The sequence below is a fragment of the Ruegeria sp. CDSA221 genome, assembly GCF_059611825.1.
Window position 1 is genome coordinate 15,243 of sequence record NZ_JBXWPK010000010.1, and the last position, 13,552, is coordinate 28,794.

Here is a 13,552-nt window from a genome sequence, read left to right on the forward strand (position 1 = left end):
ATGTTAGACATGCGACTCAGTTGAACGGAGATCGCCATGTCAGATGCATTCCTGTCCCATGTCACCGACACCCTCGTGCAGATCGAAGCGGAGGGTCTGTACAAGCGTGAACGAATGATCACCTCGCCCCAGGGCGGCGAAATTACTGTGGGCGACAGGCAGGTCATCAATCTGTGCGCCAACAATTATCTGGGTCTGGCCGATCATCCGGCACTGATCGCCGCCGCCAAAGACGCGATGGAGCCCAAAGGGTTCGGCATGGCCTCGGTCCGGTTTATTTGTGGCACACAGGACATTCACCGTGAGCTGGAACAGAAGCTGGCACAATTCCTGAATAAGGACGATGCGATCCTGTTTGCCGCCTGTTTTGATGCCAATGGAGGGCTGTTTGAGCCTTTGTTAGGGCCTGAAGATGCCATCATCTCGGACAGTCTGAACCATGCCTCAATCATCGACGGGGTACGGTTGTGCAAGGCCAAACGTTATCGTTATCTGAACAACGACATGAACGATCTGGAGGCCTGGCTGAAGCAGGCGCGCGAGGACGGCGCGCGTCACATCATGATCGCGACAGACGGTGTGTTTTCGATGGATGGCTATCTGGCTAACTTGCCGAAAATCGGCGAACTGGCGGACAAATATGACGCCATTGTCATGGTCGATGACTGCCATGCCACCGGATTCATGGGTCCGAACGGGGCCGGTACACCGGATCATTTCGGTGTCGCTGTGGATATTCTGACGGGAACCTTGGGCAAGGCACTTGGGGGGGCAATCGGCGGTTATATCGCCGGGCCGCAGCCAGTGATCGACCTGCTGCGGCAGCGGGCGCGGCCCTATCTGTTCTCAAATTCGCTGCCGCCTTCAATCGTTGCTGCCGGGATCGAAGCCATCCGTCTGGTCGAAGAGGGCGACATGCTGCGCGCGCAACTGTTCGGCAACGCCAAGTATTGGCGCGCGGGATTGGAAAAGTTGGGTTTTGACCTTCTACCGGGCGAACACCCGATCATCCCGGTAATGCTGGGCGAAGCACAACTGGCGCAGGACATGGCCGCAAAGCTGTTTGACGAAGGCGTTTATGTTTCGGGTTTTTTCTTCCCCGTCGTCCCGCGCGGTAAGGCACGGATCAGAACGCAGATGAATGCGACGCTGACAAAGGATGAGCTGGACCGTGCGCTGGCCGCCTTTGGCAAGGTCGGCAAAGAGCTGGGGATTATCTGATGCGACCCAATACGATGAAAGCGCTGGAAAAATCCAAACCCGAGGAGGGGCTGTGGATGGTGCAGGCCCCGGTGCCCGAGATCGGCCCTGATGAAGTGCTGATCCGCATCAACAAGACCGGCATCTGCGGCACCGATATCCACATCTGGAACTGGGACGACTGGGCCGCTGCCACGGTGCCCACCCCGATGATCACCGGCCATGAATTTGCCGGTGAAATCGTTGAGATCGGGCGCAACGTGACCGGGCTTGAGATCGGCCAGCGCTGCTCCGGCGAGGGGCACCTGATCACAACCGACAGCCGCCAAAGCCGCGCTGGCAAGTTCCATCTGGATCCCGGCACGCGCGGAATCGGCGTCAACGAACAGGGTGCCTTTGCGCAATACCTGAAACTACCTGCCTTCAACGTGGTGCCTTTGCCCGATGACATTCCCGACGAAATCGGAGCCATTCTCGACCCGTTGGGGAATGCCGTGCACACTGCACTCAGCTTTGATCTGCTGGGTGAGGATGTGCTGATCACCGGTGCAGGCCCCATCGGCATCATGGCCGCCGCCGTGGCCCGCCATGCAGGCGCGCGGCATGTGGTGATCACCGATATCAATCCGGACCGCTTGACGCTGGCTGCGCATGTTGTGCCAACATTGCGCCCTGTCGATGTGACCAAGGAAGATTTGCAGGACGTGATCGCCGAACTGGGCATGCAGCAAGGTTTTGACGTCGGGCTAGAGATGTCAGGTTCACAAATTGCACTGGACCAGATGGTCGAGGCACTGGTGATGGGCGGCAAGATCGCTCTGCTGGGCATCCCACCTGGAAAATCCCCCGTGGACTGGTCCCGCATCGTATTCAAGGCCATCACCATCAAAGGTGTCTATGGGCGCGAGATGTTCGAGACCTGGTATAAGATGATTGCCATGTTACAAAACGGCTTGGATGTCAGCCGAGTGATCACGCACCGTTTCAAGGTTGATGAATTCGCCAAGGGCTTTGGCGAGATGAAATCAGGTCGATCCGGCAAGGTTGTTCTGGATTGGACCTAACCCTCTGGCGTTAAACGGCTTCACCCCCTAAACAGGAGGGAACTCAGGTGTTTGGAGGCGCAGATGAGCGACAAGGACAACCGGTATCTTGAACGCGGGATCGAGGACACTCTGGTCACGGATTTCGCCGAAACCCACCGCAAGAGCTATGGCGATTTCCTGCAGCTCAAAACCCTACTGAATCTGCAAAAGACGTTTCAGGATCCCGCGCAACCAGATGAGATGCTGTTCATCATCATCCATCAGGTCAGCGAGCTGTGGCTGAAGCTGATGCATCACCAGCTGGTCGAAGTGCGCCGCTTTCTGCAAGAGGACGAATTTGGCCCGGCAATGAAGAATCTCGACCGGGTCAAAGCAATCCAGCGGCAGTTGATTTCCGCGTGGGAAACGCTTCTGACCATGACCCCCGCCGATTACATGACCTTTAGGCAAGCACTTGGCAGCTCCTCGGGATTTCAAAGCTATGGCTATCGTCAGATTGAATTCATTCTGGGCAACAAGGATGCCTCGACCCTGAAGGTTCATCAGCATGATCCCGAAGTCATGGAATTATTGGAAGCCGCATTGACCAAGCCTTCGCTTTACGACGAAGTGCTGCACATGCTGGCCCGGCAAGGGTTTGACGTGCCTGATGACCTGCTGAACCGTGACTTTGCACAACCCTATTCCGGCGACCCGCGCGTGGTGAAAATCTGGGCGCAGGTGTTTCACAATACCGATCAGTATTGGGACCTCTATGCGCTGGCCGAAAAGCTGATGGACGTTGAATCTCTGTTTCAGCGCTGGCGGTTTGACCATGTCACTGCGGTCGAGAGAGTTATTGGCAACCAGCCAGGTACAGGCGGGTCCAGCGGTGTGTCGTTCCTGCGCAAAGCGCTGGACTTGCGGTTCTTTCACGATCTCTACGATGTGCGCACCGAATTGATGTATAGCGGGCAGGGGTAGGCGATGCTGTATCGTGGTTTCACTCAGACAGAGCTGGAGCAGGAGTATTCTCCCAGTTCGATGGTTGGCGGCGATCTGACACCCTATCTTGAAAGCTACGCCGCGCTGAGTGCGCAGAACCGCGCCCGGATGGAATGCCGGGAAAACCTGCCCTTCGGCGAAACATCTGAACAGGTGCTCGACTTCTTTCCTGCGTCGACGGCCAACGCTCCGCTGCATGTCTTTATTCACGGAGGTTACTGGCAGGCGCTCAGTCAGCGTGAGTCGGCGATGATGGCCCCTACACTGGTGGAAAACGGGCAAGCCTTTGCAACGCTGAACTATAAGCTCGCACCTGAGGCCCGACTGGATCAGATGATCAAAGAGTGCCGCGATGCCCTGCTTTGGCTGGGATCACAGGCGACGGCCCTTGGGTTCGATCCGGCGCAGATCACCTTGTCGGGGCACAGCGCCGGGGCACATCTGGCAGCCATGATGATGGCGACTTCAGCCGATGCGCTAGCCCGCGCCGGCTTGCGGGTACGAGAGGTGATTCTGATCAGCGGCGTCTATGATCTTGAACCGATCAGCCTGACGCCGGTGAATGACCCGCTGCAACTGACCCCGGTCGAGATACACGATCTCTCACCCATCCTGCACCTGCCCGCCCCCGGTCCGCGTTACCATGTAACCGTCGCCGAGCGCGACACACCCGAATTCATTCGTCAAAGCCGGGACTATGCGGAATTGCTGCGTAAAGGCGGGCATTCTGTCAGTTTTGATCTGCAGAAAGGGATGCAGCATTTCGACATCATCATGCACGCAAGCACGTTCCTGCCGGCTCCTCGGTAATCATAGGTGTTGGGCGATAGAATATTCTGACCTTTGCGTCATGCACTGAGCAAGTCGCCATATCCCTGCATTTGTGGCGGTACCGCAAGTGTCCGATTTGAGCCCCAATCTGTGAATTTGATTTTATTGCTGCGCGGGCATCATCTTGAACACGGCAGTGCGGCGTAAAGAGCGGCTATTGGTGCCGGGCGCAGCGAGGTTTTGTCAGGCAATTCGCGAGACGCGGACTTTGCTACCGTTAGCCATGGCGCAGAGTTGTGCGAGTTTGATGGTCGCGATGCGCAGAAACCAGACTTTGCAAACTTTGGCCGACGAGCCAATGCGGACAATCAAAACCTTTCTCGGATGTTGCGGTTGCGGCCCGCTTATCCACAACAGCAGTCACCTGACTGAATTGGCGGGCACGGGACAGTTGCGTAGGAACAAAAAACACAGCAATCGCCTTCTAACGGTTTCAAGACTGCCTTGCATGATTTGCATTCATAAAACCACTGGCACGAGTCAGTTGGCATTTTCTCGGTTTCAACGTGCCCACACCGAGGGCAGGTCAAAGTGCTATCCAGCACCACAGTTTGTTTTGTCATTGTCTCACATCTGCATGATTAGATAATCGTTGATTTGAGCCTCATTGAACACGATGACCCATGCCAACGCGGTAGTCGCCGTGTTTCCGACAAGCCACCATTTCAGATTTGCCAACGTCCCGTTTCGATGCGCTACGAACCACGAAACTGCGACCAGCACTGTTGAGATGGCGAGAACATAGTAGCTTGCTGCCGCTATTTTTCCGAATATCGCCAACCAACTGCCACCCAAGCCGAGCAACATCATAGCCATTGGAAGAACACAGCATGTCGCGACCCCCAGAGCGGAAACCGATCCCAGGTGGCTGAGGGTCAAATATTTTTTCATCTTTCGCTCCCTGGGTAGGCGATTTGATTGTGTTGAGGCACTAGCATTCAATGCGTATAACTCCTGTAGTAACTACAGGATCAAGTGGAGGCACTTCACATGATTGCGATAGGCGAGGCTTCCCGGCAATGCGGGGTCGGCATAGAAACTATCCGCTATTACGAACGCGAAGGTATCGTACCAAGACCCGCACGAGCTCTGAACAATCGTCGCCTCTATTCGGCAAGCGATGTTGGAAGACTTCGATTTTTGAAGAAGTGCCGTGACCTGGGGTTTCCTCTATCTGACGCAAAGGCGCTTTTGGAGCTGTCAGAAGGAAGTGCCGAAGACTGCCGATCAGTGAAAGAACTGGCCGAGGCACACATTGCCAGCGTTCAAAGCAAGATTAGTGAGCTCAGACGCCTGGAGCACGCCTTGAGTGAGCTTACGGCCAATTGTGATAGCGGAAACGTTCAATGCCCGATGCTGCAAAGACTGAGAACGATGGACGATATCTGACTCTGGCCACTGGACGGAAGCGCAGGATCTGAGATTTAGCCAGATCACGTCAGACCAAGGTCTGTGGTGCGATAACAGATTGTAGTTCATAGTCGATTTCACGATGAGAGCGAAAGTAACTGACCTGACGATTGGCAATTGGTCGCTGTCGCGAGTCTTTCTTGCGGCCAGCATTTTCGTGATGGGTACTGCTACCGCAATCGTCGGGGTCTGGGTGTCAAATCGAATCCAGAACGCAGTCGTGCAAAACTCCGCCAATTCCGCTGCGCTATATATGGAAAGCGTAGTATCCCCGCTCAGCCAGGAATTGGCACATGGCAACCATCTTTCTGAGCAGGCGAGCCTGGCGCTGGACGAGATTTTCATGACCCAGCCAATGCGTGACCGCATTGTCTCCTACAAATTCTGGAAGCAAGGCGGTGTGATTGTACATGCCTCTGATACAGACATCATTGGAAACCGTTTCAATCCAACGGATGACTTAAGGCGGGCGTGGAGCGGTGACATCTCCGGCTCTTTCAAAGAGCTTGATCATGCCGAGAGCGCCGCCGAGGCGGCTTTGGGGATACCACTACTTGAAGTTTACAGCCCCATCCGCGAACTTTGGTCCGGCGAAATCATCGCAGTTGCGGAGTTCTACGAAAGAGCTGATCAGCTTGAGTTAGATTTAGCCAAGGCCAGGCGAACAAGTTGGTTGGTCGTCGGTTCCGCATTTCTGGCAAGTACTATTGTTCTGTATTCCATTGTCGCAATTGGCGACAAAACTATTCGACGACAGGGGGCTCTTCTTAAACAGCGCCTGACAGAAAGTGAGAGGATGGCCGAGCAGAATGCCCGGCTGCGGTCGCGTGTAGTAGATGCGTCAGAAAGATATGCCACGCAAACAGATCGGTTCCTCAAAAATCTCGGTGCCGAGCTACATGATGGTCCTGCGCAATATCTGTCGCTCGCCGCCCTTAGACTGGAGGCGGCGTTTTCCAAAGAGTCCGAAAGTTCTAAAGAGGCAGAGGAAATTCAGCAGTCTTTGCAAAAATCTCTGGTTGAAATTCGTGCAATATCGCGAGGGCTTTCTGCGCCAGATATCGACAGCTTGTCACTCGTCGATGTTGTGAAGAGAGCCGTAGAGGATCACGTCGAACACAGCCCGTTGCGACCGGATATTTCACTTTTGGGTAGCCAGGCCCCAGAGTTGTCATTGTCCGACAAGCTGTGCGTTTTTCGGTTCCTTCAGGAGACGCTTTCCAATGCCGCGAGATATGCTCCAGCTTCCAAGTGCACCGTTATCTCTGAGGCGCAGAACGACCGCATAGTTATAAAGGTCAAAGACGACGGGCCTGGTTTTGACAGGTCAGAAGAAACCGCGTTGCGAGACGATGGTGGCCAAGGGCTTATGGGCTTGCGGGATCGGGTCGAGAGTATTGGCGGCAGGTTCGAAGTCGCATCGAGACCGGGTGAGGGCACCACCGTTTCTATGACACTCTTTCCCAGAAAGTTAGGCACATCATGACTACATCTGTCGTAATAGCTGATGATCACCCGATATTCAGGGATGGTTTGCAACGCACGCTGGATGAAGCTGATGGTTTTGAAGTTTTGGCTGCCGGGTCCAGCGCTGAAGATGCAGTATCGCTGGTCGTCATGCATCAGCCGGACATAGCCATTCTTGACCTCTCGATGCCCGGTGGCGGGATAAGCGCAACACGTAAAATTGCGGCAATAGCAAATCCGCCTTTCATTGCAATCTTGACGGTCTCAGAGAACAGCAGCGACGTCGCGGACGCGTTGGAGGCGGGCGCGATAGGGTACATCGTGAAGGGAGTAACCGCGAGCGAATTGACCGCTTCCTTAAGCAGCATCGCCGCAGGTGAAGGGTTCGTTTCTCCGGGCTTGGCCTCGCGGGTACTGCTTCAAATCAACGCTAACACCGGCACCTCTAAGAACAGCAGCATTCTCGATGACCTTACGCATCGTGAGGAAGAAATACTTCGACGTGTAGCCAAAGGACTGAGTAATCGTGAAATCGCTGACGAGTTAGACCTTCAGGAAAAGACCGTGAAGCACTACATGACGGCAATACTGTCCAAGCTTCACGCGCGAAACCGGGTAGAGGCCGCGCTCATTGCCCATGATGTTTGGAACAAGGGAGACTAACAGCGGTCTCTAGTACGAAGATGGCGGCCCCCTCTACAAGAATCCACCAACGGGTTATCTACTGGAGTTGCAGCTCAGTTGGCAACCGACTGCAACCTTCGGCGATCGGAAGCCGTTGCGTTTCTCTCAACAACAGTCCGGTTGTACGGATCTTTCAGCTCGTAGCGCCCAAACTCGATCTCCTCTTTCCAACCATTGGCATAGTTCACTTCGATATTGTTGCCCTGGCGTTCAATTTTCGTAGGTCGACTTCCAGCAGTGCCGCCTTGCCCAGAAGAGAGCACGTTGTCGATTGAGATACCATTCGCCAAAGACCGAAGCCTTGAGACGTCAGCACCGGTCGCAGGGCGCTCCTCAACAGTTCGGTTCTGAGCATTCTTTCTCTCATACCGCCCGTTTTCGATCTCCTCCTTGGTTCCGTCGGCGTAACGCACTTCAATGCCGTTAGCGTTTGTTTCGACCTTTGTTACACCGGCCGAACCCAAGGGTTTACCACCTGCTTGAGACCGATCCTTCTTTCCGCTGCCCTTATTGGAGCGTTTGGAGTCGTCATCGTCATCATCATCGTCGCGACCACCTTTGCCTGATCCCGAATTGTCGTCACGATCATCATCCCGGTCGTCGTCGCGGTCATCATCTCTGTCGTCATCCCGATCATCATCGCGACCATCCCCGTCGCTTCCCCTGCCGCTCTTGGCAAAGGCATATGATGGTTCAAAATGTAGGCGACCATCGGCATCAAACGCTGGCACATAAGGTGTTGCCGCGATCAACGAAGCCAACGCCGCGGTACTAAGAAGTTGACCCAGCTTTCTTTGAATTTTCATTTTCGCCTCCAATTTTGAGCATCACGCTTCGTGACGTTGGAGGCAGGTTACTTCTGGTTCGGCTTCCCCACATCGGGCTTAGGTCTGACGAATTTCAAGCCGAACGTCTTAGTCAGATCAGTCAAACCAATAGAGTTTTTGCTGAGCCATGTGACCAGTTTAGCGGGAACTAACCCGGTCACCCTTCAGCTCGTCATCAGGTTCGAGGTGAATGACAAAGACAGAACCCGGATACAAACGATCCAATTCTTCCTCGATGTCATAGCATATACCATGCGCCGCGCTGACTGGCATTGTGCCGTCCACAACAAGATGAAACTCCACAAAGATGACGTTTGCGGATCTACGCCCTTTGAGGTCGTGGTACTCCAAGGCTGCGCCGAGATTTGCTTCGATTGCATTAGTAACGGTCTGCAAGTCATGATCCGAAAGGGTCACATCAATTAGTCCATCGACAGACGCCCGCATAACTTTCCAGCCCTCCCACAAGATGTTCAGTGCAACAAGAATTGCCAGGATCGGATCGAGGATCAGCCAGCCGGCGACAAGTGCAAGTATCAGACCTGCGATGACACCAACTGAGGTCATGACATCTGTGAAAATGTGCCGGGAGCTCGCCTCCAATGCAGGCGAACCCTCGCGACTGCCGATTTTGAGCAATAGGTAAGCCCATGCGCCATTCACGCCCGTTGCAATGACACTGACGGCGATTCCAAAAAGAGGCGCATCCTCAAGATGCGGGTTTGGGTGTGCCAGTACAGCTTCTCTGATGATCAAGAACGCCGCCAGAACAATCAATACGCCCTCGACGACAGCGGAAAGATACCCAGCTTTTTTGTGACAAAAGGGTTGGTTTTCATCAGGGGGTTTATTGGCAACCCGAACCGCAAAGTGTGCCAGCAACGCCGCAACGACATTCACGGTAGATTCCATTGCGTCCGACAACAACGCCACCGAGCCTGTCAGCCACCAAGCCAACAGTTTCAGAGCCAGTACCGCAATGGATATTGGAATGGATTAAAGAGCGATTATTTGTTTCATTTGACCACAACCCTCAATCAATCATGAACAGAATCTCGGGGTATTGCTGAGCTCCGACGTTCAAAACGTAAAACAGGTGGTTGGTGAAAAGGGAATAGGCCCTGCGGCTTCCTACCGGCGATCGACGACAGCATCTGGTCCCCCTGCATGGCGCCAAACGACTGTTACTCTGATGGAAGCACCGCCGACGAAACAGGAACCGCCTTGAGATAGGCGGCAATCGCCAAACGGTCCTCATCGGTGAGGCGAGATGTGTTCTCGATGACCTCCACCATCTCACCTCCAGCGCTGTCATAGTCCGGTGTAAAGCCAGATTTGAGGTACTCGGAAATGTCGGCCTCGGACCAATCAAGCTGGTCTGAGGTAAGGCCCGGGACGCGACCCTTCCCGTTTGGATTTGGTGCACCTATCAGCCAAAGGTCTCGTTTCAGACCACCTAAGCCATTTCGCGGCGTATGGCATTCGGCGCAGTGACCCAACGCCTCCACTAAATACCTGCCATGTCTTTGTTGGTCGGTCAAATCACCTTCGACTACCCAGCCTGGTGTCATGAACAACAGTTTCCATCCCCCCAATCCACGACGAATATTGAAAGGAAAACCGACTTCATGAGAAACGCTTTCGGCTTTGGACGCTGGCAGGGTTCTGAGGAATGCAAGGAGCGAAATAACGTCTTCGGCCGTAATGTTGGCGTAAGATGTATAGGGAAACGCTGGAAAATAGTGCTGCCCTTCGGGTCCGGTCCCATGGATCAAGGCATTGGCCAGATCCAGGGCAGACCAGGACCCAATACCAACTTCTGGGTCACTGGAAATGTTGGGGGCAATGAACGTGCCGAATTCCGTCTCAAACCGGCGACCACCGGAGAGCATGAGCTTGTCCTCACCAACCGCATCCGGCGCTGAATGACAGGATGCGCATCCTGAGGCGTGGAACACGATTTCGCCTCTGGTGAGATCCGGATGCAAACCGTCGAGTTTAGATTGATCCATTCTTTGTGGTCGGGTCAGCACCAAACCTGCCAACCCAACCAAGAGTGCAACGAAAGCGGTGAAAAGGAAAAACCGCTTCACAGCTATCTACCAATTAGTCTTTTGGCGCTCTGTACGCTTTGTGACATGCCGAACAGCTTCCACCCAAATCGCCCATAGCCGCTTTCAGGGCATCAACATCTTGCCCTGCCGCAGCCTGCATCGCAACAGCGGCATCTGCCATAGCCTGCCCTTTCGCACCAACGTCAGCGAAGTTTTCCCAGATCGCAGGCAGCGCTCGGGTGGACGGATCGGATACATTGTCGGATCCTGCGGGCCACATCGCGGATTGGTCGATCTGCGTTAGTACAACAAGGTTGTTTGCAGCCCGTGTTGCGGCCTCGGCATCATAGCCCACCTCGCCTTTGGCCATGCCGCCAAGTGTACCAAGATTGAAGGAATAGAGCTGCATGATTGAGGTCCGAGCTTTCACAGCCGGATTTTCGCTTTCATGGGCGATGGCTGCGCCAATGGCCGCTACAGACAAAATGCCTGCCGCCAAAATTGAGAACTTCTTCATCATGATGTCTCTCCCTGTTCAATACTTCGAATGTTAGCTTGAACGAATTTACTTGTAATTGTTTGTTATTCGCCGCCTCCTGTTAATTTATGAACAACGATAATTGGGATGACATTCGATATGTGCTTGCCGTTGATAGATTCGGTTCGCTGAACTCGGCGGCGGAAGCTTTGCGGGTAACGCATGCGACAGTCCTGCGCAGAGTGGTTGCCTTTGAACAGAGAAGTGGCTGTGCGATTTTTCGGAAGAGCTCTTCTGGATATTCCGCGCTGCCTGAGGCCAGAACAATTCTCTCGGCTATGGAAAACGTTGAAGATGCGGTGCTTTCAGTAGAGAGGGCAATCGTAGGCGCGAACCGCTCTCCTGTTGGTCACGTTCGCATCACGTCCACTGACAGTCTTTGCCAGATGGTATTGCCTCAGATTTTGAATGAAATTTCCAAAGAGTACCCAGGGTTGGAACTGACTTTGTTGAGTAGCAACAGCCACCGTGATCTATCCCGGCTGACTGCGGATATCGCTGTGCGCCCATCGATTAAACTTGAGGACGGCCTGGTCGGAGAACGATCAGGTACATTGTCGTTTGGGGTCTATGATGATGGTTCCCCAAATCGTAAATGGATGAGGCTTGACGGCGCGTTGAGCCGCTCTCTGCCTGCCAAGTGGCTAGCAGAAAACGCGAAAACCGAACAAGCTACCAACGGAGCAGACAGTTTTTTGGTGCTTCAGCAGATGGCCGCTTCCGGAGCGGGCAAGACATTTTTACCAGAATTCATCGGCGATGCTGACCCCCGCCTTCATAGATCGCACGGCATGAATCCCCAAATCGAAGTTCCGCTCTGGGTCGCAACACTAGAGGAAATCGCGCAGACACCAAGGTTTGCTCTCGTGCAACGGGCCTTGGTTGAACGTATAGCCAAAGCTCTAGCCAACTGAAATCACCCAAAAACAGTTGTAAGCAGTCGCATTATTTGCAGAGCAGCATTACGAGTTCAGTGTTTCAAAGGCCGACATTCCGATGCAAGGCATTCAGCGCAATAGCGGCTTTAGGCTGACTACGGACATTGCCGCGGTCAAGTCGGAAAGCTGCTTTGTCCAGCATCTGAGGCAATCGATCACAGCACGGTGGTGGAGTACGTCTGTCAGACCGGGCGTTCGCAATACTCGCGGCGAAAGTTTCGTGCGAACCCCATTTTGGGTTTGCCACAATGGTGACGAAAGTCGGCCATAACGTCTGTGCCGACCAATATTCCGTCAAGATATGTTTCGAAGGCTGAACTGTCATGTTCTCTAATCCCTGTGCGCTAATCGTGGACCCAAGCAATGCATACGGCTAGCATCGGAGATCAAACAGCAAGAAGGGAGAATCACATGTCGAAGTTCACCAACAGAACAGCTGTCCATGGGGTTGCTGCACTCGTAATCTGCTGTTTCGCGGCAATCGTTCAGGCACAATCGGCAGGCGATGAGATGTCGTTCTTCATCACTAGTGTAGGCAAAGGAGACGGTGCCAATCTAGGCGGCCTCGACGGCGCCGATGCTCATTGTAATGCACTTGCTTCTGCGGTCGGTTCTTCCAAAACTTTTTCGGCCTATCTGAGCACGTCAATGTCCATTGATCGCAGCACCGACCCGATGACAATAACCAACGGTATTTCGGCACGCGACCGAATCGGGGCGGGTCCATGGTACAATGCCAAGGGAGAACTCATCGCCAACAATGTAGAAGACCTACACAGCGACAGCGTGAACATTAGTATTCTGACCGCACTCGATGAAAACGGTAACCCTGTAAATGGGCGTGGTAGTCAGCCGAACAAACATGACATTTTGACTGGCTCCGATTCTGCCGGACATTTCTCGACGGCAGGTGGCGATACGACATGCAGCAACTGGACTTCGAATAGTGAAGACGGGTCCGCGATTGTCGGACATCATGACCGTGTGGGTCTCAATGATGCGCGAAACATGGTGTCTTGGAACTCGTCGCACGGCTCGCGTGGTTGTGGAGAAGAACATCTGCCACGTTCTGGCGGGGCGGGTCTGTTTTATTGCTTCTCAACGGACTGATCAGACAGCGCTGGTGCGTGTGCCTCCCGCATTGCCGCTAGTATTCACCAGGTCAATTTTTCGGGGCGCATTCTGGAAGCGCTCGTTGTCGCCATCGTAAGCAATGAGCGCTGTTTCATGCGTCCAGATTGTCCAATCTGGATGCACCGAAAGCTCCGTTCGAAATTCGGACTATGACCTTGCCTTGAATGGCCGGTTTGACGAAATAAGTTGCACCGCAGCGATGCGCGTGCAGCAGCTGCTCACCGATGCTGCGTCAGCAATAGCAGCAGTTGCATAAGGCTGCTTTGACCGCATAGCCGACACCAACCTAGATTTACTTTGCCTCTTGAACCAAGGCTACCCGGTGCGACTTGATGATTAACTTCAAACAAACTCGCGCATAAAGTCAAAGGCTCACGTCAGCTCTCCAAAAGAAAAACAGCGGCCCGTTAGAGCCGCTGTTTTCCGAATTTCAGTTCTG

At 53.9% G+C, this 13,552-nt stretch carries 15 protein-coding genes; 9 read left to right on the forward strand and 6 right to left on the reverse strand.

Going from position 1 to position 13,552, the window contains the following annotated elements:
* Nucleotides 1–36: 36 nt before the first annotated feature.
* The 4 genes from AC2FJ5_RS14925 (at nt 37) to AC2FJ5_RS14940 (ending at nt 4,040) form a co-directional block, all read left to right on the forward strand.
* Nucleotides 37–1,221: a glycine C-acetyltransferase gene (locus AC2FJ5_RS14925; protein WP_496707504.1), complete on the forward strand. Its 1,185-nt coding sequence runs from the start codon at nt 37–39 to the stop codon at nt 1,219–1,221.
* Nucleotides 1,222–1,235: 14 nt separating this feature from the next.
* Complete coding sequence (tdh, locus tag AC2FJ5_RS14930) at nt 1,236–2,264, forward strand: L-threonine 3-dehydrogenase (protein WP_496689895.1); 1,029 nt, start codon at nt 1,236–1,238, stop codon at nt 2,262–2,264.
* Between the two features lie 63 nt (nt 2,265–2,327).
* The gene (locus AC2FJ5_RS14935) at nt 2,328–3,209 is read left to right on the forward strand and encodes a tryptophan 2,3-dioxygenase (protein ID WP_496703115.1); all 882 of its coding nucleotides are present in this window, start codon (nt 2,328–2,330) and stop codon (nt 3,207–3,209) included.
* A gap of 3 nt (nt 3,210–3,212) precedes the next feature.
* The gene (locus tag AC2FJ5_RS14940; RefSeq protein WP_496793830.1) at nt 3,213–4,040 is read left to right on the forward strand and encodes an alpha/beta hydrolase; all 828 of its coding nucleotides are present in this window, start codon (nt 3,213–3,215) and stop codon (nt 4,038–4,040) included.
* Between the two features lie 365 nt (nt 4,041–4,405).
* On the opposite strand, the gene AC2FJ5_RS14945 is transcribed toward AC2FJ5_RS14940, so the two are convergent.
* Nucleotides 4,406–4,624, reverse strand: a complete 219-nt coding sequence (locus AC2FJ5_RS14945; RefSeq protein ID WP_496690570.1) for a GDCCVxC domain-containing (seleno)protein — start codon at nt 4,622–4,624, stop codon at nt 4,406–4,408.
* A 4-nt stretch (nt 4,625–4,628) separates the two neighbouring features.
* Nucleotides 4,629–4,952 (reverse strand): hypothetical protein, encoded by a 324-nt coding sequence (locus AC2FJ5_RS14950; protein ID WP_142635987.1) that lies wholly within the window; start codon nt 4,950–4,952, stop codon nt 4,629–4,631.
* 99 nt (nt 4,953–5,051) lie between these two features.
* Here AC2FJ5_RS14950 and AC2FJ5_RS14955 point away from each other — a divergent pair, with 99 nt between their 5' ends.
* From AC2FJ5_RS14955 to AC2FJ5_RS14965, 3 genes are all read left to right on the forward strand, one after another.
* Nucleotides 5,052–5,450, forward strand: a complete 399-nt coding sequence (locus tag AC2FJ5_RS14955; RefSeq protein WP_281973603.1) for a MerR family transcriptional regulator — start codon at nt 5,052–5,054, stop codon at nt 5,448–5,450.
* A gap of 103 nt (nt 5,451–5,553) precedes the next feature.
* Nucleotides 5,554–6,957, forward strand: coding sequence for a sensor histidine kinase (locus AC2FJ5_RS14960; protein ID WP_496793831.1), 1,404 nt, complete (start codon nt 5,554–5,556; stop codon nt 6,955–6,957).
* Nucleotides 6,954–7,601, forward strand: a complete 648-nt coding sequence (locus AC2FJ5_RS14965) for a response regulator (RefSeq protein WP_496793832.1) — start codon at nt 6,954–6,956, stop codon at nt 7,599–7,601. Before AC2FJ5_RS14960 ends, AC2FJ5_RS14965 begins: the two co-directional genes overlap by 4 nt.
* A gap of 74 nt (nt 7,602–7,675) precedes the next feature.
* Here AC2FJ5_RS14965 and AC2FJ5_RS14970 read toward each other — a convergent pair whose 3' ends face one another.
* The 4 genes from AC2FJ5_RS14970 to AC2FJ5_RS14985 all read right to left on the reverse strand — a co-directional run bounded on the left by AC2FJ5_RS14970 (nt 7,676) and on the right by AC2FJ5_RS14985 (nt 11,023).
* The gene (locus tag AC2FJ5_RS14970) at nt 7,676–8,428 is read right to left on the reverse strand and encodes a hypothetical protein (protein WP_246097202.1); all 753 of its coding nucleotides are present in this window, start codon (nt 8,426–8,428) and stop codon (nt 7,676–7,678) included.
* A gap of 159 nt (nt 8,429–8,587) precedes the next feature.
* On the reverse strand, nt 8,588–9,406 hold the full coding sequence (locus AC2FJ5_RS14975) for a cation diffusion facilitator family transporter (protein ID WP_496793834.1): 819 nt from the start codon (nt 9,404–9,406) through the stop codon (nt 8,588–8,590).
* A gap of 227 nt (nt 9,407–9,633) precedes the next feature.
* The gene (locus AC2FJ5_RS14980) at nt 9,634–10,461 is read right to left on the reverse strand and encodes a c-type cytochrome (RefSeq protein WP_496793835.1); all 828 of its coding nucleotides are present in this window, start codon (nt 10,459–10,461) and stop codon (nt 9,634–9,636) included.
* 94 nt (nt 10,462–10,555) lie between these two features.
* On the reverse strand, nt 10,556–11,023 hold the full coding sequence (locus tag AC2FJ5_RS14985) for a c-type cytochrome (RefSeq protein ID WP_281973609.1): 468 nt from the start codon (nt 11,021–11,023) through the stop codon (nt 10,556–10,558).
* 86 nt (nt 11,024–11,109) lie between these two features.
* Between AC2FJ5_RS14985 and AC2FJ5_RS14990 the strand changes: the two genes are divergently transcribed.
* Entirely contained in the window at nt 11,110–11,955 is an 846-nt protein-coding gene (locus AC2FJ5_RS14990) for a LysR family transcriptional regulator (protein WP_496703107.1), read from the forward strand.
* 435 nt (nt 11,956–12,390) lie between these two features.
* On the forward strand, nt 12,391–13,089 hold the full coding sequence (locus tag AC2FJ5_RS14995; protein WP_281973611.1) for a hypothetical protein: 699 nt from the start codon (nt 12,391–12,393) through the stop codon (nt 13,087–13,089).
* Nucleotides 13,090–13,552 lie beyond the last annotated feature (463 nt).